15 protein-coding genes, 1 tRNA gene and 1 pseudogene are annotated in these 21505 nt (G+C 53.2%); 10 read left to right on the top strand and 7 right to left on the bottom strand.

Annotated elements, in window-relative coordinates; genetic code table 11:
* The first annotated feature begins 44 nt into the window (after positions 1-44).
* The 3 genes from CAP48_RS17745 to CAP48_RS17735 are packed head-to-tail and all read left to right on the top strand — an operon-like array spanning position 45 to position 3279.
* Complete coding sequence (locus tag CAP48_RS17745; RefSeq protein WP_100699183.1) at positions 45-1112, top strand: HEXXH motif-containing putative peptide modification protein; 1068 nt, start codon at positions 45-47, stop codon at positions 1110-1112.
* A gap of 30 nt (positions 1113-1142) precedes the next feature.
* Positions 1143-2096 (top strand): YcaO-like family protein, encoded by a 954-nt coding sequence (locus CAP48_RS17740; RefSeq protein WP_100699175.1) that lies wholly within the window; start codon positions 1143-1145, stop codon positions 2094-2096.
* Positions 2065-3279, top strand: coding sequence for a hypothetical protein (locus CAP48_RS17735; protein ID WP_153045723.1), 1215 nt, complete (start codon positions 2065-2067; stop codon positions 3277-3279). Before CAP48_RS17740 ends, CAP48_RS17735 begins: the two co-directional genes overlap by 32 nt.
* A 549-nt stretch (positions 3280-3828) precedes the next feature.
* Here CAP48_RS17735 and CAP48_RS17730 read toward each other — a convergent pair.
* Both CAP48_RS17730 and CAP48_RS17725 read right to left on the bottom strand, forming a co-directional pair.
* Positions 3829-9660 (bottom strand): DUF3320 domain-containing protein, encoded by a 5832-nt coding sequence (locus tag CAP48_RS17730; RefSeq protein ID WP_100699171.1) that lies wholly within the window; start codon positions 9658-9660, stop codon positions 3829-3831.
* Positions 9661-9956: 296 nt separating this feature from the next.
* Positions 9957-10041: transfer RNA gene (locus tag CAP48_RS17725), tRNA-Leu, on the bottom strand.
* A gap of 234 nt (positions 10042-10275) precedes the next feature.
* On the opposite strand from CAP48_RS17725, the gene htpG reads away from it, so the two are divergent.
* Complete coding sequence (gene htpG, locus CAP48_RS17720) at positions 10276-12189, top strand: molecular chaperone HtpG (RefSeq protein WP_100699169.1); 1914 nt, start codon at positions 10276-10278, stop codon at positions 12187-12189.
* 173 nt (positions 12190-12362) lie between these two features.
* Here htpG and ampD read toward each other — a convergent pair whose 3' ends face one another.
* From ampD to CAP48_RS17705, 3 genes are read right to left on the bottom strand one after another with little or no spacing between them, the layout of a single operon-like run.
* Positions 12363-12977 (bottom strand): 1,6-anhydro-N-acetylmuramyl-L-alanine amidase AmpD, encoded by a 615-nt coding sequence (gene ampD / locus CAP48_RS17715; RefSeq protein WP_369806372.1) that lies wholly within the window; start codon positions 12975-12977, stop codon positions 12363-12365.
* A 27-nt stretch (positions 12978-13004) separates the two neighbouring features.
* On the bottom strand, positions 13005-13265 hold the full coding sequence (locus CAP48_RS17710; RefSeq protein WP_100699165.1) for a PP0621 family protein: 261 nt from the start codon (positions 13263-13265) through the stop codon (positions 13005-13007).
* Positions 13265-14116: an inner membrane protein YpjD gene (locus tag CAP48_RS17705; protein ID WP_100699163.1), complete on the bottom strand. Its 852-nt coding sequence runs from the start codon at positions 14114-14116 to the stop codon at positions 13265-13267. The genes CAP48_RS17710 and CAP48_RS17705 overlap by 1 nt, the downstream gene beginning before the upstream one ends.
* A 117-nt stretch (positions 14117-14233) precedes the next feature.
* Between CAP48_RS17705 and ffh the strand changes: the two genes are divergently transcribed.
* Together ffh and CAP48_RS20680 are read left to right on the top strand one after the other, a co-directional pair.
* The gene (gene ffh / locus CAP48_RS17700) at positions 14234-15658 is read left to right on the top strand and encodes a signal recognition particle protein (RefSeq protein WP_100699161.1); all 1425 of its coding nucleotides are present in this window, start codon (positions 14234-14236) and stop codon (positions 15656-15658) included.
* Between the two features lie 77 nt (positions 15659-15735).
* Positions 15736-15807, top strand: a pseudogene (locus CAP48_RS20680) (Crp/Fnr family transcriptional regulator); the annotation flags it as partial.
* A gap of 82 nt (positions 15808-15889) precedes the next feature.
* On the opposite strand, the gene CAP48_RS17690 reads toward CAP48_RS20680, so the two are convergent.
* Entirely contained in the window at positions 15890-17083 is a 1194-nt protein-coding gene (locus CAP48_RS17690) for an aminotransferase class I/II-fold pyridoxal phosphate-dependent enzyme (protein ID WP_100699159.1), read from the bottom strand.
* 122 nt (positions 17084-17205) lie between these two features.
* Between CAP48_RS17690 and CAP48_RS17685 the strand changes: the two genes are divergently transcribed.
* The 4 genes from CAP48_RS17685 to CAP48_RS17670 are packed head-to-tail and all read left to right on the top strand — an operon-like array spanning position 17206 to position 20734.
* Positions 17206-17484, top strand: coding sequence for a hypothetical protein (locus CAP48_RS17685; protein WP_100699157.1), 279 nt, complete (start codon positions 17206-17208; stop codon positions 17482-17484).
* Positions 17477-19033, top strand: a complete 1557-nt coding sequence (locus CAP48_RS17680; RefSeq protein WP_100699155.1) for a sodium:solute symporter family protein — start codon at positions 17477-17479, stop codon at positions 19031-19033. The genes CAP48_RS17685 and CAP48_RS17680 overlap by 8 nt, the downstream gene beginning before the upstream one ends.
* An 11-nt stretch (positions 19034-19044) precedes the next feature.
* On the top strand, positions 19045-20034 hold the full coding sequence (locus CAP48_RS17675) for a GntR family transcriptional regulator (protein ID WP_100699153.1): 990 nt from the start codon (positions 19045-19047) through the stop codon (positions 20032-20034).
* Positions 20024-20734, top strand: coding sequence for a creatininase family protein (locus CAP48_RS17670; protein WP_100699151.1), 711 nt, complete (start codon positions 20024-20026; stop codon positions 20732-20734). Before CAP48_RS17675 ends, CAP48_RS17670 begins: the two co-directional genes overlap by 11 nt.
* 197 nt (positions 20735-20931) lie before the next feature.
* Here CAP48_RS17670 and lysM read toward each other — a convergent pair whose 3' ends face one another.
* A complete protein-coding gene (gene lysM, locus CAP48_RS17665) occupies positions 20932-21366 on the bottom strand; it encodes a peptidoglycan-binding protein LysM (protein ID WP_100699149.1) in 435 nt (144 codons plus the stop codon).
* Positions 21367-21505 lie beyond the last annotated feature (139 nt).

Raw genomic sequence — 21505 nt, 5'->3', positions numbered from 1 at the left:
CTGTTCGGAAGACATCCGGTGCTCTACTTTCTGGAGATGATCCAATGAGCAGAATCTTCCCATTAGTATCCGTATATCCCAGTCGAGATCGCGCGAAGTTGGCTAAAGAATATTTTTATCATAGAGTCATAAATAGTCTGCTTCATCTAAAAAACTCAGCAGTTTCCACGCTTAACAGAGCCAATTTTTCACTCGAACATCTCGTGGCACCAAAATCCGTGGGCTCTTTAAATCCAGAGTTATTCTATCTGCATGATAAATTGTTGCGATCAATGCGTGCTTCTGACGCTTTGATCGTAAATCAAACACTCGATCAGTTGATGACTCTGAAGAACTGTACAGCAGAAAACATGTATCCAATAATTAGTTCGATCGAAGAGTCTGATTGGGAGAAATTTATTATCGACGAGGCAGTGTTAAGTCTCAAGGAAGACTTAAACAAGCAAGCTGTACTAATGCCGATAACCGAAAGTGAGCAGCTCCATCACGAGCAAGAAGAAATAAAAAAGGCATTGAGAACAATCAAAAATCTGTTCGGCGATATGTACGATGAAATTTCAGAACTGCTTGCACATATTCGATTATTCTCTGGGCGACTTACCATGGGACTGACGGATGTACGGATGTTCGGTTGTATGTTCATTCGCCTACCCAGACCCGGGGTTGATAGGCAACTGTACTATATTGAACACATTTGCCATGAAGTCTCGCATATGTATTTGAATGCGGTTATGAGCATCGACCCAATTGTACTGAATGATAGAGAGAAAATTTACAAGTCGCCCTTGCGAAGTGATTCACGGGCGATGATTGGCGTATTCCACGCAACATTTGTTACATCACGCATTGTGCAAATGTTCGATCGATTGGGTAAATCTGGATTCACCGATGAAATAGGGGTTTATCTATCCCAACAATTAGCGGAGCTAAAAAATGGAATAATTGAGATCGGGCGCTATGCAACGCTCACAAAACAAGGAGGGATATTGTTAGAGGAAATTCAAGATATTTACTGGGACGCAGAAAAGGGCGGGTATTGGAAAAATTTCGATTTTAGTATTGAACGTAATCATCGGTTCTTGGGCAAAGGCGAAGAGCCCGTTCCAGCTTAAATTAGCTTTCTGTGTTCAGGTTAGATCAGCATGGATATCCGGCCTCACATAAGAATGATAAGCAGAATAAATGTATGCAATGAGAAATATTGGCTCGCGAAGGCAGGGGTTGGATTTGCAGATTCAAATGGAAAGAAGCATTACATCTTCGGTTTTGGTAGCCATACAGAAAGAACAATAGCCGAAAATTGCGCATACTACGAATGTATTGAGCACTTTTTCGGATCTCTCTGCGCCTATAACAAGAATCAATTACAGGAACCAATCCAAGTGCTCAGTCATTTTAACGATAATGCACAAGGAACGGCCGCCCGGGTTTCTTTTTTGATCGGAACGAATTCGAACGGTAAGACATATAACGCTACGGGTTTAGCTGTAGGGAAAACAATTGATCGTGCGAAAAGGCACGGCGAGTTTGAGGTATATGAGCGCCATATTACGCACAGTTGGTGGCATGGAAAATTAAATTTAGGCAAGCCAGTATTCCGTTCATTGGATGATACTCAGTACCGAATTGTATGGGAATCGGATTTTTTGAAATATTCGCTCCAGTACGCACTTGTGATTCATGTCGATTTTAAGCAAAGGTACATCGCGTCCGGATCAGCTTGTCGAATTTCGAGTGCTGACGCAATGGCGCATGCGCTGGCTGAGTGCGAAATGATAAGAGATAGCGTGTTAACGGCGAGAAGTACAGAGAAAGGAATAAAATTCAGCCGCAATTCATTGCGTCGGCTATCGCGGAAATATACGGAAAGGGAACTACAAGACTTTGTTTTTAAAGTAGAAAATTATAGTAAGTGCACCACGTACCAGAAGGCACAGTCTCTATCAGATCTCTCCATTTTGGATGGATTGAACCCCTGTTATGCGGTTTTGCATTTCGATAATAACATCGTCTGTATTCGTTCAAAGAGTAATTCTGCTAGTGACATTAGTTTAGGCCCTCCCAATGAGTCAGACGAAGTTTGGCCATTCTTTTGAAGTACAGGGATTTCTCTCATCAGTTTCAATTTCAATCGTGGCAATGCCCGCTGCGTTTGTGGTCGTATTGATTACGTCTATCTCTGCGAGATCCAACGGAGTAGAACTGGCATCACTGCTCTTTACTGGCCCATTAATAGGGCAGGTCATTGTTCAGCCGGTAATTGCGATATGGATGCGGGCAGTCTCACTGCAGAACCAAGCGATAATCACATTATTGGTACGCGTCGTCTTGGCTCTTTTGAGTTTATATCTGGTTATCGATCTGACAGCGGCTGAGTCTGCACTTCGAGCGAGACACTACGCGGTCTATGGTGTTTGGATGGTTCTGGGCATGGTAGATCAGCCGCTTGCTGTCAGAGCAAACTTATTGAATTGCCGATACTATAATTTTTCATTTCTACGAAGCAATTCGATTGGTAGTCTACTGGGGCGTGGAAGTATGGCGCTTGCTCCACTTGTATTGCTCGTAACTACTCGATATGTCCAGTACACCCTCTGGGCGTTATTGATATTGATTTACCTTTTCGCCTTGTATGCACCGTGGCAAACACTCAGGCGAACCAAGTCTGGAGACCCTTGCCAGGATCGAACGGATGCGAAAAAGCGAAGACTGCATTTCGACCGAGGATTGTCGTGGGAAACATGGTTCGTGTTGTTTCAGTTTTTGGCTAATGCGTCCATTGGTGCAATTGGTTTTCTATTACTCTCGTCTTCTAAATATACGACTTTGTCTCCACCTCCGTATTCGGTCCTTTATGGTGTATTCCTGGTCGTCCAAGCAGTTCTGGTATTGAAAATTGTTCAGCTGGAAAATTTTGCGACGCTTAGAACAGTAAGGAATTTATTTCTTCTTATTTCTATTGCGGTCTTGATAAATGGTCAGTCCAATCATGCCATTACGATAATGGCAAGCACCATAGTTTTAGGTATCTTGTATTCATTTCTTTTGCCGCTCTTGGCCGAAACAGTGGCGCGTAAAATAGCGGACCACAGGTTGCCAGAGTCTTTGATGCTAGGTAAGAGCGTCGGACGTATCGCTTCTATTACGTCAATTTGGCTGGCAGGGTGGGCGCTTGGAAACTCGATCCCGATTTCACTTATTCAATTGAGTTTCGGATTAATCGGCGTTATCTCCGTTGTCACGCTCGTGATCATAGAGAGACGTCTGCTAATTCAATAGCTGATTCAGAATTAAATTGGGAGAATTTATATCGACAATCGGAATTAGCGACGAAGTGCACGTCGACATTCAGTTGTTCTTTGAATAGTTATTATTGTGCGTTATGGGAACGACAACGTAGTGGGCTTTGCATACTAAAACTCAGGCTGAGCGGCTTCTGGTCGCGTAGAGGGATTGGGTTTTCTACCATGGTATCAGAACGTTGCACACTAAACATTGACTCGCACAGTTCGGTCGCTTGATGGAGCAGGGTCGCTCTGAGGGAGATCAGGCCAATAGCAGCCGGAAGCGAACTAGCACGTCTTGCGAGGGATTTTGAGTTTGCGTTTTAAGGTGTTTGTATAGGGAAACGTAGCAAAGTTGAGCGTAGGTTAAAGTAGGTAAAAGTAATTACTAATCAGTAGGTTAGCGTAGTTTGGCGAAATTGTCGAGAACTGATGAGTGTACCTGTACTGTACCGAAATTCGGGCGCCTCCTTTGGGAGGAACTCGGTCATTGTATTAGACCAAATAACAATTCCGGATATCTACATTCAAACCCGAGGGCCAATCAAATGGTAGTCGCCCGCCACTCGCGACATTCGTCCAGGTACGCCCTTGTATCCTGGGTAAGCCGGGCGATGCCAATTAATCTTGAAAGTTCCAGTACAGGATCCTCGGAAGCTGCTATGCGTGCCGTATGCTGATCTTCGACCCACGCAATTTCAGTACGCGATACTTCCCGAATTGTTCGTCCAGCCAAGCCTCTGAAGGGTACTCGGCTGGTAAGTGAGCCTTTGTTCCATAAAAAAGTTGTGCTGCCCTCGCTTGCAGACTCCCACAGATGATGCATGGATGAGATTCGTTTCTGGATACGACTGCCTGTCCGTTGCCAACCGTGCGCTTGAGAGATACGGCGGGCCAGACTTAGTTCAGATATGGGAGTGTCCGAGGCAATTACATGACTAATCAACTGAGCCAATGTGTCGTCGTAGGATGAGTCGAAGAATCGCTCCGGATCTGCTATAACATCAGAGGAATAGGGTGTTGATATGACAGCATCTGGTGCCGAGGCATACATAATCCTTGTTTGCTCTTCGTCTTTCGTCTCTTCCTCTGTAAATACCTCAATGAGCGTCGGTGGCTCTTCATTCGGAGTGAGCGCTTCCATGTCCACGTGATGAAGGTCGGGCGTGGTTACCTGCATGGTGGCTTTTTGCTCTCGGTCTTTAGCTAACGCTGCATGGAGGGCAATATCTACTCTCTCGGCGGCTGCGCCAGAGTTTCGAAACCAATCGGTCGACCAAATTCTTATCACGTTCCATCCGAGCCCTTCCAGCACCGCTTGACGGATGCGGTCACGGTCACGGGCCGTGGCAGAACTGTGATACGTGGCACCGTCGCATTCGAGGCCCGCCAGCCATGCGCCTGCGTAGTCCGGATGGCGTATGCCTAGGTCAATCCGGAAACCGGAGACTCCTATTTGAGTGTGCACTTCCCACCCTTTTTGGATTAGCGCTTCACGCACGGCTGCTTCAAAGGGCGAGTCCACTCCGCCCAAAGACCCCGCGTCTTGCGCGGCAAGTGCAATTGCTCCTCTATCAGCAAAATCGAGGAAAGCCTTGAAGTCCTTTACGCCCCTGGCACCGGTTCGGCTCAGGTCAATCTGGTCAGCGGTGAGTGAGCTGAACACATGAAGCTCTGAGCGCGCGCGCGTGACCGCAACGTTAAGGCGTTTCTCTCCGCCATCCAAATTCAGGGCGCCAAAGTTCATCGAAATCTTACCGGCTGAGTCGGCCCCGAAGGTCGTGGAGAACAGGATGACATCACGTTCATCCCCTTGAATGTTCTCGAGGTTCTTTACGATGACCGGCTCTTCGCGTTCGTCGGAAAAGAACCACTCTAACGAAGGATTTGATTTTCTCTCGGCATCCAGAAGATCCAGAAGGAGGCTCTGCTGTTGAGCATTGAAGGTGATGACGCCCAAAGTAAGCCGTTGCCGTTCTGGGACCAGCAACCACTCAGTGAGTCTGGCTCGAATCAACGAGACGACTGCGCGCGCTTCGTCCGGATTCGTACGCCCTTGGCCTCGCATGTAGGTCCCCTTGATTTTATGAAGGCGTAGGGCTTCTCCAGATGCGTTGGGCGACGGGAACGTCACAAGCCCGCCATCATAATAATTATGGTTGGAGAACGCGATGAGTGTCTCGTCGCGACTCCGATAGTGCCAGTTCAGACGATGTGTGGGTATGCCGGCCGCTGTTACTTCGTCCAGGATCGACGGCATATCTTTTTCGAACTCGGCGAGGTCCTGGCTATCACCCTCTCCATCGTCATTGCGGCCGAAGAAATTAGTTGGAGGAAGCTGCTTAGGGTCACCTACGATGATGGCTTGACGTCCTCGTGCAATAGCGCCCACGGCATCCCAGGTTGAAATCTGGGATGCCTCGTCGAAAATAACGAGATCAAACTGCGCTTGCCCTGGGGGCAGGTACTGAGCTACCGACAAGGGAGACATAAGCACACACGGCGCCAACTTTGCAAAGGTAGTTGGCATTTCGGATATAAGGTTTCGAATGGCGGCCGTGGGTCTTTGAAGCCCCAACTGATGGCGTAGCAGACCGAGTTCGGATCGGCGGGGCACACTGCCAGCTGTCGGCAGGTCATTTCCGAGTCGGCGCATGACTTCGCTGGCAGCCAAGTCTGTCATGGCTTGATCAAGTTCGCGGAAGCGCTGGATGAGCGCTTCATGTTCCCAGTGTGCGAAACTGCGTAAGGAGCTTGAGGCGTCCATGGCTAACCTGACCCACCATTTCATGTACGCTCTTTCAAAGGTCGCAGCGCTGTCGGAAATCACTTCGCCTGCTTCTAGTGCTTGGGCCAGAGGCAAGAGGCCGACGGCCTCTGCACGCTGTCTGGATGACAACCATTTCAGCCAGTCCGCCAGCCTGCCACTATGGGTTTCCAGCCCCGCTAAAAGTGTTTCAACCTGCGGTCCTTCGTCGAAAGCCATCCCTCCCGCCGCAGCGAAGGCTTCCCGCTCTAAAACTAAAGTTTTCAAGGCTGTGTCCAGCCGTTGAAGGAGCGGTTTCGTTGTTCCTCCGTCTTGCAGGATTAGTTCGGCCCGCTGCTCCATAATGCGTGCTGGCGGAGTTCCGGAACGAGCGAGTAGTCCCTCGAAGCTCAGGTAACCTTCAGCCGTGTCCAGTACTTCCTTTATCTTTTCTATATCCGTTTTCTCGCCGTCAAAAGATAAAAGCGCTGCTAGAGGCGAAGCGCTGATGCGAATTTGTGCAGCTTGCAAGGTGCGAAGTGCAGGAATATCCGTCTGGGGGTTTACCAGCTTTCCACTACTGAATGTCCGCAGCAGCTTCGTTACCCTGTTCTGTGCGAAAGATTTGAGTATCGAGAATTTGGTTCCTGCTTCAAGCCATTGCAGCTCAAGCGCTTCAAGCGGCATTGTTGCAATGGTTCGGTCCTCGTATTCTCCCTTTAGCTGCTGGCGCGCGGCATCGCACTGACTCAACTCATTTGCTAGCGCCGGTATCGCTGCCCGCAACTCACGCGGATTTCTCAGCGAGGCGGGATCAAGGGGGGCTTTGCCCAATCGCATGGCAGGCAGACCGTCGATCACTGGCCAAACTTCTGGCTGGACGGCCGAGCAGCCGAGCCGTTCACCTAGCGCTGTCCGGGCGGAATTGACTTCTCGTATCGCAATTTGCAGCCGTCGCGCAGTTTCCAGAAGCTTGTCTTGCCATGCATATGACCATTCTCCTGGACAGATCAAGGAAAGAGGACCATCGGGGGGGAGGTCAGCAACAATAGTGTGTCGCTGACCCAGCTCGGCTGCCAGTGCACGTAGTCGGTTCCAACTGTGTGTGTCGTGGCAGTCCTTATCGGCAAAACTAAGCGTGAAGGGCGCGGGGCCGCTTACCGCGCATCCTATCGCCTGGAAAATGCTGAATCCTTGAGTGCCAGGCCGGTGGAGCTCTTTGACGTAGGCGTTGAGTTGGTCGCGCGTCAGACGTACATCTTCCGTTATCTGCATCCATGCCTGCGCACACGATGTACTTGCACGCTGCCACGATCGGCCCAGTTGTTGGAGAACAGCCTTGCGATCAGCTTTGTTGGAGTGGAGCTCGAGAATAGCGGATCCCAGGCCCTGGCGCTCCAAGCGTCGTTGAACGACGTCCAACGCTGCGGCCTTTTCCGCAACGAATAGTACGGTCCGTCCTCTCGCCAACTGGTCGGCGATAATATTAGTGATTGTCTGGCTCTTTCCTGTCCCGGGCGGCCCAATCAGCACGAAATCACGTCGCTCTGCCGCGGCCACCACCGCCGCAAGTTGCGAGCTGTCTGCTGGCAGCGGAGCCAGGATGTTGGCGGGCGCGTGTCTATGATCGATCTCTTCCGGCTGCGGCATGGGGGTGCGCGCGCCTTCGAATGCTTCGCTCGGGCTGTCGACCAAATGTCTGACTAGCGCGCTTTCTCGTAAGCTGTCGGTGCGGTCGACGAGATCTTTCCACATCAAATACTTTGCGAACGAGAAAGTAGAGAGCGCGCACTCCTCCAGGACTTCGAAGCCGGCGACATCGCGAATTCGTCGACGCATGATCTCGAGAATGCGAGGAATGTCTAGTCCACGCTCGTCGCAAGGCAACTCCCCCTCTAGTTCGGGAATACGGAGCTCGAAGTCCCGTTTAAGGAGTTCAAGCAGCGTCGCGTTGATCCGAACCTCATCTTCAAGTTGTGTAAGACGGAACTCGGACTGGGCCGAACGTCGCTCTAGTTTCACAGGTATGAGCAATAGTGGAGCGCGGTAATGGCGAGGCTCCGCCTCGGTACGCTTCCACCTGAGGAAACCGACGACCAGAAATAGTGTGTTCGTTCCTCCTTCCTGTACATCGCTGCGCGCCTTTCTGTATAGCTCAGTAAGGCGATTGGCCATCTCGCGTGCTGTAAGCGGTACGGCAACCTGGCCCTTGGCTAGCGCATCCTGCGCTAGGCTCGCCTCGATCGCACGAGCTTGTTGCGGAGTGACATCACGCCCGGAAAGTGCATTCTCGTCCTTGAGGGCCAATAAGCGGAACGTCTTGCCTTCGGACAATTGGTCTTCGAGTTCCGACACATTTGGGCAGGTCAAGCCCACAGATAGCTTAGTTTCCTTGAAGTTGAGCAGTTTATTGGCCAACGAAAGGTCTAATAACTTACGTTGCCACCTTTCAATTCTCCCCAGTGCCGTCGAGGGAGCTGTTTCAACGATATCGCCTGGTAAATGGCCAAGATCCAGTGGACGAGGAAGGGCAGCGGGCGCCGACGTATCAGGTTGCTCGTCTGAAGCGATAGGTTCCCGATGACTGGCAAGCGGGCGGATGTGCGCCGCTCGTGCGCGGTTGATATCTATTGCTTTCTCGAACTCGGTTTCGTTCGCTTCGGAAAATCTATCCAATCCGGCTGCCATTGCCTGCTCGAAGCCGATGCTGGGGCGCTTTGTAAGTAAAGTGGTCTCCAGCGCGATGAACTCGCGGGCGGCCGCCGCTTTGCGCACAGCGATGACATCCGGCTCTATCAATTTGCCAAAATCACTGTTGGTGAGCCAGACGCCGACCCACGCATGGCCTTGCGAGAAAAGCACGGACGCATGCAATCCTGCCGCTTCGAATGCTGCAGCTAGCAGCAAGGTTGTATCGAGGCAAGTAGCGAGGCCTTCGGCCACGATGCGTTCAGGATCGCGTATTTTCTGTCCGCTGCGCTCAAATGAGGCCGGTGGAACGGCATACGCGAGGTTCAGCCCCGTTGCGGCGGACCAAATAGCTCCCGCGATCATCCACACGCGCTGAGGGTCATTCGATTGGTACCCCTCCATCGAACCAGCATGTCCCGCGGCCTCTAGTAACGATGATGCTTGCTTTAGCAATCGGGCTACCTGCGGCTGATTCGGAGATACGAATGCAGCAAGAATGTTTTCCATCTCGTGGAGGCCGCCCCATTCGTCTCGGGCTAGTAGCTCGACGGGATCTTGGTTGCACTGGACCAGATCGTCGCCGATCCTGAGTGAGAACTCGAGCTGTCCGATCTCTGCTTCGTCGATACCGCCTAGAATTGCCGTATCGAGCGGGGTGGTTAGATCGCCCAATTCGACACGTTCCCCGGGCCGAATGCGGTCGATTTGCCAAACCTTGTCGCGCAGAACGGCAGGATTAGCACGGAGTGTTAGCGACACGTTGGTTGCCGCTACGTTACCGCTGTTGTGAATGCAGAGTGAGTGCAGCACAGACGCGTTGTTTTGCGCCATTGCGAAGTTGATCTTCGCGTTGACTCGCTTCTCTAGCACAAGGATTGCTTTCGGTGGCTCCGATGCCAGCGGGTTGGCAACGGTCGCGCTGTTCTGCTCTTCTTGCATGTCTCGACCCGGTAGTTTTTAACTCGCTCAGAGTGATCGGGAAGCCTACTGGACTCTAGTTCTAATTATGAATTTGGAACGACTGTAGCCCGATGGGGGTTCCACGTCTCGCTAAGACTGGTTGAAAAATATACTTACAAATGGGAATAGCTTAACACATATCAAGAGAACTTGAGCGACCTTGCCACTTAAAGGTCGTCTGGCTTTTCATCAAGAACGGGGGCCAAGGGTAACCCAATGGTGGCTCTTCATCCTAAGCGGGGACATGCTGGAGTCAGCGGTGCTTGATTTAATTGTGGTGCCCGGGGCCGGAATCGAACCGGCACGCCTTGCGGCGGGGGATTTTGAGTCCCCTGCGTCTACCAATTTCACCACCCGGGCAGGTATGGAGGGTATTGCAGATAAGAGCGGAATTATACCCATATTCTTTTTCTTGCGCCATTCCCACGCGCCTGCGCACAAAAAATCCTCATTTCCCTGCCAATTTCCCACTTTTCCCCTTGAAAACCCTCCCGTCATCCCCACTACTATCGGATACGCGGGCAAAATCACCTGTAAACCGGCTGTTTTGCCCCATTTTTCACCATTTTCCATCCAATTTAACGAAAAGCTACCATGAGTCAATCCGATACTACCGTGAAAAAAGCAGAGGAAACGCTGGGTTTCCAGACAGAAGTAAAGCAGCTTCTGCATTTGATGATTCATTCCCTGTACAGCAATAAGGAAATTTTCCTGCGCGAGCTGGTCTCCAACGCGTCAGACGCCTGCGACAAGCTGCGCTTCGAGGCAATCGACAAGCCCGAGTTGCTCGAAGGCGGCGCAGAGCTGGAAATCCGCGTCAGCTATGACAAGGATGCGCGCACCATCACAATCGCCGATAACGGTATCGGTTTGACCAAGTCCGAGGCAGTGGCCAACCTGGGCACCATTGCTCGCTCCGGCACCAAGGAGTTTTTCTCCCAGCTCTCGGGCGACAAGCAAAAAGACGCCCAGCTTATCGGCCAGTTCGGCGTGGGCTTTTATTCGTCCTTTATTGTTGCCGACAAGGTTACCGTGGTCAGCCGTCGTGCCGGCGAGCCGGTAGATCAGGCGGTGTTCTGGGAGTCTGAAGGGCAGGGCGAGTTTACGGTTGCCGATACCGAGAAAACAGAGCGCGGCACCAGTGTGACGCTGCACTTGCGCGCCGATGAAGACGAGTTTTTGAATGGCTGGAAGCTGCGCGAAGTGCTGCGTCGCTATTCCGATCATATTTCCCTGCCTGTGCTTATGCAAAAGGAAGAGTACGATTCCGAGAAAGGCGAGCAGGTCAAAAAGGACGAGTGGGAAACCATTAACCAGGCCAGCGCGCTGTGGACCCGTGCCAAGAATGACATTACCGACGAGCAATACACTGAGTTCTACAAGCACGTTAGCCACGATTTTGAAGAGCCGCTGGCCTGGACGCATAACCGCGTAGAAGGCCGCAGCGAATATACACAGTTGCTATATTTGCCCAAACACGCGCCGTTTGACCTTTACGATCGGGAAGCGCGTCGCGGCGTCAAGCTTTATGTCAAACGTGTTTTCATTATGGATGATGCCGAGCAGTTGCTGCCGTCCTACCTGCGCTTTGTGCGCGGGGTGATTGATTCGGCCGACCTGCCACTGAACGTGTCGCGTGAAATCCTGCAGGAAAGCCGCGATGTGAAGTCGATCCGCGAGGGTTCGACCAAGCGTATCCTGAGCCTGTTGGAAGACCTGGCAGAAAAGCGTGCCGAAGACTATGCCGGTTTCTGGACGGAATTCGGTCAGGTGATCAAGGAAGGCACCGGCGAAGACATGGCCAACCAGGAGCGGATTGCCAAGCTGCTGCGTTTTGCCTCTACCCATAACGACGATGCCGTCCAGAATGTGACGCTGGCAGACTATGTCTCTCGCATGAAAGAAGGGCAGGAGGCCATTTACTATGTCACGGCCGATACCTTTGCCGCGGCCAAGAACAGCCCGCATCTGGAAATCTTCCGCAAGAAAGGCATCGAGGTGTTGCTGATGTCTGATCGTGTAGACGAATGGATGCTTTCACACTTCCGTCAGTTCGATGGCAAGTCTTTTGTTTCCGTGGCCAAGGGCGGCCTGGACTTGGACAAGCTCACAGACGAAGCAGAGAAAAAGCATCAGGAAGAGGTGGCCGAGTCCCTCAAACCGTTGCTGGAGCGCCTGAAAACGTCGCTGGGCGAGTCTGTGAAGGAAGTGAAGGTCACGAACCGCCTGGTGGATTCTCCTGCCTGCGTGGTAGTTGGCCAGAACGACGTGAGCCCGCACTTGCTGCGCTTGTTGAAAGCCGCCGGCCAGGAAACGCCGGATATCAAACCGGTGCTGGAGATCAATCCTGAACATGCCTTGATCGAAAAAATCAAGGGCACCGAAGGCGAGGCATTTGACGATTGGGCACATGTGCTGCTGGATCAGGCCATGCTGGCCGAAGGCGCGCAAATTGCCGATCCGGCTGCGTATGTGAAACGCTTGAACGGCTTATTGCTGAAAAGCTGAACAAGCGACAGTGTGCGATGACCGCTGTGGGAGGATCATCGCCGCGTGGCCGGTTGGCCTGTTTATCTGCCCGCTAGTACAAAAAAGCAGCCCCGGGAAATTGCGGGGCTGCTTTTTTAAATCCGTCGGGTATGACGCAAGCGATAATGCGTCTATGCGCTATGCCGTTGCAGTCACGAAACCCGCACTATCCTCTGGCTCGCGATCCCTTCCGGCATTTGCCGCCAGTCCCATCCGGTCAGTCGCCTATACCAATGCCAATCGAAATACGGCCCCGGGTCGGTCTTGCGCCTGGGCGCGATATGTTGGTGGCCGCGTACGGCTTTCAGGGTATAGCGATTACGCAGCACGGTCGTGAGCGCAGCCAGTTGCAGGTATTGGTCATCGGTAAAGGGGGTAAGGTCGGTGCCTTCCAGTTCGATTCCGATGGAAAAGTCATTGCAGCGGTCGCGTCCGTCAAAACGCGATACGCCCGCGTGCCAGGCGCGCCGGTTGGCGCTCACAAACTGGATAATGCGGCCCTGGCGGTTGATGAAAAAGTGGGCCGAGACGCGCAAGTTGGCGATCTGGGCAAAGAAAGGATGTTCGTGCGAACGCAGTGTGTTGGTAAAGAGTTGCTGCACGTGTGGCCCGCCAAATTGGCCCGGCGGTAGGCTAATGTTGTGAATGACCAGCAGGGAGATGTTTTCCAGCAGCGGGCGGCGATCCTGGTTGGGCGAGCGGATATGTCTGACGCCGGGTTGCGGACACAGCCAGCCGTGTCGATCCAGTTTAAGGTCTTCGGTCATAGGCATATTTCATTTGTCGTAAACACATTATTTGACTCCAAGTCGGGCATGGTCGTGGCTGCACCACTGGCGTCCCTGCTGCGTGACCGCTTCCGAGGCCGGCAGGTAGACGCCGCAATGGGCGCATTGGACCATATCTTCTTCGGGCAGGCTTGCGGTGGCGGTGCCTGAAGCACGGGCAGCCTGCGCCGCAGCGCCGTCATTGAGCCTGCGGATAAACGAGCGCAGAAAATGACGTATCACAAGGTAGAGCACACAAAGCAGGACGATCGTAATAATGAAGCGCATCAGGCACCTCCTTTGTGCAGCATGACGTCAAAAATAAAGCGGGTGCCGGTGTAGGCAATCATGAGCAGGGCAAAGCCCACCAGCGTCCAGCGCAGGGCAAAGCGGCCGCGCCAGCCGCGCAGGGCGCGTCCCAGCAGTAACAGCCCGAACACCACCCAGGACATCATGGTAAAGACGGTTTTGTGGTCAAACGGCAGCAGCACGCCGTTAAACCGCAAGGAAACGACCACACCTGTGATAATGGAAAGCGTAAGCAGCACAAAGCCGATCCAGATCAGGCGAAACAGGATTTTTTCCTGGACCAGCAGCGGCGGCTGCTCTTCGAGCGCACGGGCAAATACCGAGCGGTCGGCCCGGCTTTGCACCGGCTGGTGCAAGTACCGATCCAGCCAGGTCATCAGGAACGCGTGGATGGCGGCAATCGCGATCAGGCTGTAGGCGCCGATGGAAATGAGCAGATGTATCTGGAAATAGGCGTCGGCAACGGGGATGATCAGGCTGTCGTGGCCAGGAAACAGGGCTGCCAGCAGGCATATCCCGCCCGCAATGGGCAGAAGCAGCAGTTTTAGGCCATCAATGTCGCTGATCAGATTTTCCAGCCAAAAGACGATCATGCCCAGCCAGATGGTGAGCGACAGGCCCACCGACCAGGACAGGCTAAGCGAACTTTCCTGCAGCATGGCCATATGTACGGCCACGCCATGCACAATAAGCACGGCAGCCAGCAGCCAGCGGGAGGCGCCGGGCGAAAGCGTAGTGCCGTGTGTACCAAGCAAAGGCCGCCAAATTAGTAAACTGAGCAGCAGATAGGCCACGGTGGCCAGAGAGTGAAATACAATGTCGTAAGACATAAATAATGACGTGTGTTTCCGGATAAGCAATCAGCGGGTCTGCACAGCACGATCCGGCCTGCAGGCTTATAGTATAGCCGTTTTGCCCGGTCCCCCAATTTACTTCAGTGAAATTCCATGTTTGATAATTTGACCAACCGGTTAACCCGGGCCATGAAAACCCTGCGCGGCGAAGCGCGCCTGACCGAAGCCAATACCCAGGAGATGCTGCGCGAGGTGCGCATGGCGCTGCTGGAGGCTGATGTCTCTCTGCCAGTGGTGCGTGAGTTCATTGCCAAGGTCAAGGAGCGCGCGCTGGGCACCGATGTCACAGGCAGCCTGAACCCCGGGCAGGCGCTGGTCGGCGTGGTACACAAGGAGCTGACCGCCGTCATGGGCGGCGACCTGGGTGATAATGCCTCGGAGCTGGATCTGACCACCACGCCGCCGGCCATTATCCTGATGGCAGGTCTGCAGGGGGCGGGTAAAACCACTACCACCGGCAAACTGGCGCGCCTGCTGGTGAGCGGCGAGCTTATCCAGAACGGTCGCAAGATCCCCAAAAAGAAAGTGTTGGTCGTCAGTGTCGACGTTTATCGTCCTGCCGCGATTGAACAGCTTCGCACTGTGGCCGGTCAGGTGGGGGCAGATTTTTTCCCGTCGGCCGCAGACCAGAAACCGCGTGATATTGCGCTGGCAGCGGTCGATCACGCACGCAAGCATCATTATGAAGTGCTCATTGTCGATACCGCGGGCCGCCTGGGCGTGGACGAGGCCATGATGCAGGAAATCAGCATGCTGCACGGGCTGATCAAGCCGATTGAGACGCTGTTTGTGGTTGACGCCATGCAGGGCCAGGATGCGGTGAACGTGGCCAAGGCCTTTGGCGAGGCGCTGCCGCTGACCGGTGTGGTATTGACCAAGCTGGACGGCGATGCGCGCGGCGGTGCGGCGCTCTCGGTGCGTCATGTCACGGGCAAACCGTTGAAATTTATCGGGATGTCCGAGAAACTGGACGGCCTGGAAGTGTTCCATCCTGAGCGGATGGCGCAGCGCGTGCTGGGCATGGGCGATATCGTATCGCTGGTAGAACAGGCGCAACGCAATATTGATATTGCCGAAGCGCAAAAGCTGGCGTCCAAGATCAAGACGGGCGATCGCTTTGACCTGAATGACTTTCGTGATCAATTGCAGCAGGTCAAGAAAATGGGCGATATGAGCTCGCTGATGGAAAAACTGCCCGCGCAGTTTGCCCAGGCAGCGGGCCAGATTCAGGGTGGCCAGGCTGAAAAGCAATTGCGCCGTACCGAAGGCATCCTGAACTCCATGACGCCGCTGGAGCGCAGCAAGCCCGAATTGCTCAAGGCAACGCGCAAGCGCCGCATTGCTGCGGGCGCCGGCGTGCCGGTGCAGGAAGTGAACAAGTTGCTCAAGCAATTTGAGCAGATGCAGGGCATGATGAAGCAGTTCAAGAAAGGCGGCATGGGCAAGATGATGCGCGCCATGGGCGGCTTAAAGGGCCTCAAAGGCGGCATGGGCGCGTTTGGCAATTTCAAGAAATAGGATTGCCCCAGTCATCATTTGGCCGGGCGTCATGCCACGGTTTGCCAAATAGAGCGGGGGCAGCTCGGATAGTCGCGCTGGCGATCACGCAGAAAGAGATAGTCTATCTGGCTCGTGTCTCCCGCCAGCGCGCCAATCAGGCGCTTAAGGAAACGGGAGGCTTTCGTGGCTTCCGCATTTATTCGTGCAGCTTACACGGAATCAGGCGGCCAGCAGTCAGGAGCCGGGATTTCAGGAATCAGGCAGCCAGGTAGGCAGGTTCACGCAATGCTGTGCGGCGTACATGCCGTTAGGACAATGCGGCAAGTCCAATGGCTGCGGATGCATGGGCGTGGTAAACCAGACGCCGATATCACAATTGAGTTCATCCGCCAGCGCCTTGGGGTTGCGCTTATGCTCGGCATCAACCAGTATGGGAAAGCGCAGCCACGTTGAGTTGGCACTGTCAATATTGTGTGCTCGCCGGATATTGTGCTCGTCCGCCCATTGGCTCCAGAAGGCTGCGCCTTCGCTTCGCTTGCGGACAATGGCAGGCAATTGTTGCAATTGCTGTAATAGCAGCTGTGATACGCTGTCGGGCATGCGCCAGCGATATTGCTCGGTAAAGAGCCCACTGAGTTCTGCCGTCATCATTTGCGGAACGGTTTGGTAGCCGGTCAGACGTTCTGCCTCGTCCAGCCAGCCAGCAGCTAACGCTTGTTTCGACTGTGGCGCGTCTTGCCAGCACCGATAGACGGTATACAGCAGGTTGTTGATGTATTCGTCAGGGGGCAGTGGCGTCTGCGCATAAACATTCATGAGTGATTCGCCCAGTTGCGGATGGTTCGTGATCACCCAGCCTCCCTGGATCGTATTGACGATTTTGGAGCGTTCACTGCTGAAAAACGCGATATCCCCCAATGTGCCCAGGGCCTGGGAGCGGTAGGTGCCGCCGGTGGCGTGAGCACAATCTTCGATAATCCACAACTTGTGTTCTCTTGCCGTTTGCAACAGAACATCAATGTCTCTGCAAACCAAACCAAACGTATATTGAATAAGCAGGGCTTTGCTTTTTGGGGTAATGGCGTTTTTCAGTGCGTCGGCGGCCATGGCGAACGTATCCAGTTCGATATCCACGAAAACGATTTCCACACCGTTGAACGAAAAAGCGTTGGTAACGCATTGGCAGGTGAATGCCGGCACCAGTACCTGGTCTCCCGGCTGCAGGCCCAGCGCCTGTACGATGGCATACAGAGACGCGCGTCCTCCCATGAAGCTGGCAGCAAACGCTGCGTCCCAGGTCTGGCCGATGACGTCATGCAGGCTGTCGGTCGCTCCCATGTACTGTTCTGTGTTACTAATACAGTTGATGGCTGTTTGCGCGTTTTCTTGCGTAAGTGTATTATTCAGCAGCGGGATTCGATGAGTGAAACGGGTTTTTTTCATAGAATTCAGGGTAGTTACTAGTAGGCAGCTTGGGTTTCTAGTGTATTACAATAGCATAACAGGTCTGGAGTCTACATCCCTGACTACCCTTATATCTTCTTACCAGATCCCGGAGAACCCCCATGGATACGCGTAGCAAGTCGTTTGAGCGAAGGTGGTTTTGCCTCTTTTTGTTCATGTATGTTTTCGTCATGATTCCCTTTCCCTTCTTTTTCAATACCGACTATGTAGCCGGTTGGCTGGGTGTTCCTGTTTTTATTTATGGCTGGATTATCCATGGTGTTGTGGTGGTCGCCTTGATTATGCTGTTTGCACATCAATGCCTGAAGCGACCTGAATATCAGGATTTCGAGGACCAGGACGATCTGGCTGAAAATAATGGGGAGCTCAATCATGAATGATACCGTGGCACTGGTCCAGCCTGACCCGGTGGCTTTCTACGTTACCCTGGGTATATTTTTCATCGTTCTGGCCGCCATTGGCTGGTATGCCTCCACCAAAACCAAGTCGCTCAGCGATTTTCTGGTGATGGGCGGCAAGGCCGGGGCGCTGGTCGGCGGGTTTGCCTATTTTGCCAGCCAGTACAGCATGAGTACCTTCATGGGGGTGCCGGCCATGACATACGGCACAGGGTTTGCCGGTATGAGCGTTTCCGTACCGGGCCTGGCGTTTTCAATGATCATTCCGGCCCTGTTTGTGGGGCGCAAACTCATGCTGATGGGGCGGCGCTATGGCTTCATGACCATGACCGACTACCTTTCTGATCGCTACGAATCCAATGCCATTCGTGGTGTTCATGCGGTCATGATGCTGGTTTTCGTGATTGCCATGATGGGGGCCCAGACAGTGGGCGCCGGCGTGGTATACAACGTCTTTACCGGTGGCCCGGAATGGGTCGGTGTGGTGGTGATGGGCGTTGTGGTGGTGTTCTATTGCATCGCAGGCGGCATGCGTGGCGCCATGCTGACCGATGTACTGCAGGGCATGTTGATGGTGGCAACGGCGGTTGTCACGTTTATCATCACGGTGCAGGTCGGGGGCGGTATGGAAACCATTACCGCCACACTGGCCAATGATATGCCGGGTCATTTGTCTCATCCGGGTACGAATGATAATTTCCCCTGGCCGGCGTATTTTTCCATGATCGTCATGTGGAGTTTTTTCACCATCGGCCAACCGACGCTGTTTACCAAGTTTTTCACGATGAATAGCTATCGCACCATGTTCAAGGCGGTGATTCTGGGGACGCTTGGCATGCTGTTTTCTGCCACGCTGATCGAGTGGTCCGGCGTGAACGCCGCATCATTCCTGCATGGGCTGACAGGCAAGCAGACCGACTTTATTGTTCCGATTGTCCTGCAACAGAACCTGCCTCCTTATATTGCCGCCTTACTGATTACCGGCATTGTCTCGGCCGGGATGTCCACCATTTCAGCGTTGCTTATCGTCGCAACGGGGGGCGTGACGCGCGATCTGTATCAAAATTTTGTTGACCCGCAGGCGTCTTCCCGCAAAATGCTGTCATTGTCGCGCTGGGCCACCGTTGTGTTGGGCGCTATGGCAATTGCAATTGGCATCATGAAGCCCGCTGGCATTTTTGCCCTGATCCGCTTCGCGTTTGGCGGCCTGGGCATCTGGGTGGCGCCGGTGATCCTTGGTATGTTCTGGAAAAAAGCCACTCGTAGCGGCGCAATCAGCGCGGTCGTTATCGGGGAGGTAGCCTATATCGCCATGGAAATCTGGTTCAAAGATTGGTCCTTTGGATTCGAACCATTGATTATTTGCTGGACGTTGACGATGGTAGTGATGATCGTGGTCAGCCTGTTTACTCGAAGTGCCAGCGAAAAGACGTTGTACCGGCATTTCGAAGGCCTTGTGCGTCATCCCGGGCCTGCGCGCAATCGCCAGGTGACGGGGTTGGCAGCTCAAGGGTCTGAAGCCCGGCCTTAAAGAGTCACGCCATGATTTCCGTTGATCGCTCTCTGCCTATTTCGCTTCATGTCCAAATCGTGGGGGCGATCGAGTACGGCATTATGGCAGGCACGTTTCGGGGCGGCATGCTGCTGCCTTCGGTGCGTGAATTGAGTCGCACGCTGAATGTCTCGCCGCTGACTGTGAGTGCTGCGTATCGGGAGCTGAAGCAAAATGGCCTGATCGTGGCAGAGCAGGGCAAGGGGACCTACGTGCGCATCGAAAGTCGGGATGCGGCTGTGGAACAAAGCATCGTGTCGTTGCGAACCCGTTTTCAGCAATTGCTGGCCGAGGCGAACGCGCTGGGCGTGACGCCGTCTTTTTTTGCCGAAATGATCCGGCAGCAAAACGATAGCCGGGAGCTGGCGCAACTGCCGATAAAAATGATGATGGTCGGCAACTCCAATCGCATGGGCCGGGAGTACGCCGCTATTATCCAGCAAGCGCTGCCTGACGGGCAGACTATTGACGTTTGTACATTCGAGCAATTCGAGGCCATGGCGCCAGCGCAAGTGGATGCATGCTCTTTTTATTTAACGCTGCCCCATTGCGTCGCGCGTATCCGCCACAGGGTGCCGCAGACCACTGTCGTGCTGGCCCCTTACCTTATCCCTTCCGAAACCACCAGGCGTAACCTGGCCGGTCTGCCCAGCGAAAGCAATGTCTTGCTGGTTTCGCGATTCCGCAATTTTCTGCCGGCGATGCTTGAGGGTGTCAAGTCCTTCGCGCCGCACCTGGGCAATATCGATGTTTTTTCTGTCGATGAAAAGAACCTGGAAGGAAAAATCTCGCAATGCCAGGTGCTTATCTACAGTACGGGATGCCATCACCTGGTCCAGGACTATGTGGGTGTAAAGCCTGCATTCGAATATATGCACGTGCCGGAGCAACGGTACTTGCGCGATATTCTTCAGCCTGCCTATTTTAATTTCCGGCGACAACAGTCGCTGGATCATGAGGAAAATATTAATGTTGATTAAAGAGATGAATTGGTTTGACGTACAAGCCTATCTGGAAAATGACGATCGCGTGATTATGCCACTGGGCAGTACCGAGCAACATGCCTACTTGAGCCTGTGCACTGACTTTATTCTTTCTTCAAAGCTGGCACAAGAGGTTGGCGAGCGCAAAAACATTCCGGTTTACCCTGGCCTGCCGTTCGGCATGGCCGCTTACTTTACCGATTTTCCGGGAACCATTAATCTTCGGCCAGAAACCTATGGCGCCCTGGTTATTGATATTCTGGACAGTTTGTATAAAAGCGGCTTTCGTCGCATATTCCTGGTCAATGGCCATGGCGGCAATAGTCCCGTCCAGGTATTTATCGGCAATTGGCTGAACCAGCACGAGGATGCACGGGTCATCATTCATAACTGGTGGGCATCTGCCGAAGTGATGAAGCGTGTCAAGGCTATTTCCACCAACGCATCCCACGCTTCATGGATGGAAAATTTCCCGTGGACGCGCATCAAGGGCGTGGTGGTGCCACAGGAAGAAAAGCCGGGCATCGACGTTACAAAGCTGGGCCAGCTGTCGGCGCGCGACGTGCGCAAGTATGTGGGTGATGGCAACTATGGCGGCCAGTATCAACAGTCTGACGAGCAGATGCAGGACATCTGGAATGCCGGCATCGAAGAGACCTGTCAATTGCTGGATTCTGCCTGGATGCCGGTCGACTGACCGTATCGATCTGATCCGTGGTGCCTGCCAATGTCACGGTGCGCCAGCGCGTCAGCAGTCGTAACGGACAAAGCAACGCCCCTGAAGCGCCTGAAATCAGGCCTTTATCAGGGGCGTGTTGCCTCTTGCGGCAAATGCAGGGGAGGCTACCCGAGGTTTCTGTCGTTCAGAAACCGGGCGGTGCCCGTCACATCATATTACTTGGGAATACGCAGAACCTGGCCGGGATAGATTTTATCCGGATGGCTCAGCATTGGGCGGTTTGCTTCAAAGATTTTCTGGTACTGGTTAGCATCGCCATACTGGTCTTTGGAAATCTTGGAAAGTGTATCGCCAGACTTGACTGTGTAGAAATTGGATTCTTCTTCGGCGGTTGCGGCAGCCAGCTGGTTGTCTACAGAAGCGACGCCCTGAGTATTGCCAATGGCAATGGCAATTTTTTCGGCATCGGCGGTGGTTGCTGCATTGCCTTTGACCGTTACCTTGTCACCATCAACGGCAATGTCCAGACCGTCAGCGTTCAGGCCGTGCTTGGCCAGTTCCTTTTTAAGATCTTCCGGGGTAGCGGCTTGCGCTTCGTTGCCACCGAAAACTTTCTCGCCGACTTCTTTGATAAAACTGAGAATACCCATGGTTTTTACTCCTTGTTATCATGAATGACAACTTCAATATAGCACGGTTCGTGCGTATCCCTATTATTCATGCAATACATGACAAACGGAAGATCCTGAAGGTTAACAAATGTTAGAGGTGGCTTATTTCTGAGTGCAG

The sequence above is a fragment of the Advenella sp. S44 genome, assembly GCF_002810445.1.
Lineage (GTDB): Bacteria > Pseudomonadota > Gammaproteobacteria > Burkholderiales > Burkholderiaceae_B > Advenella.
The sequence above is the reverse complement of the archived record's forward strand: the minus strand, read 5'-3'. Positions and strand labels throughout refer to the sequence as shown.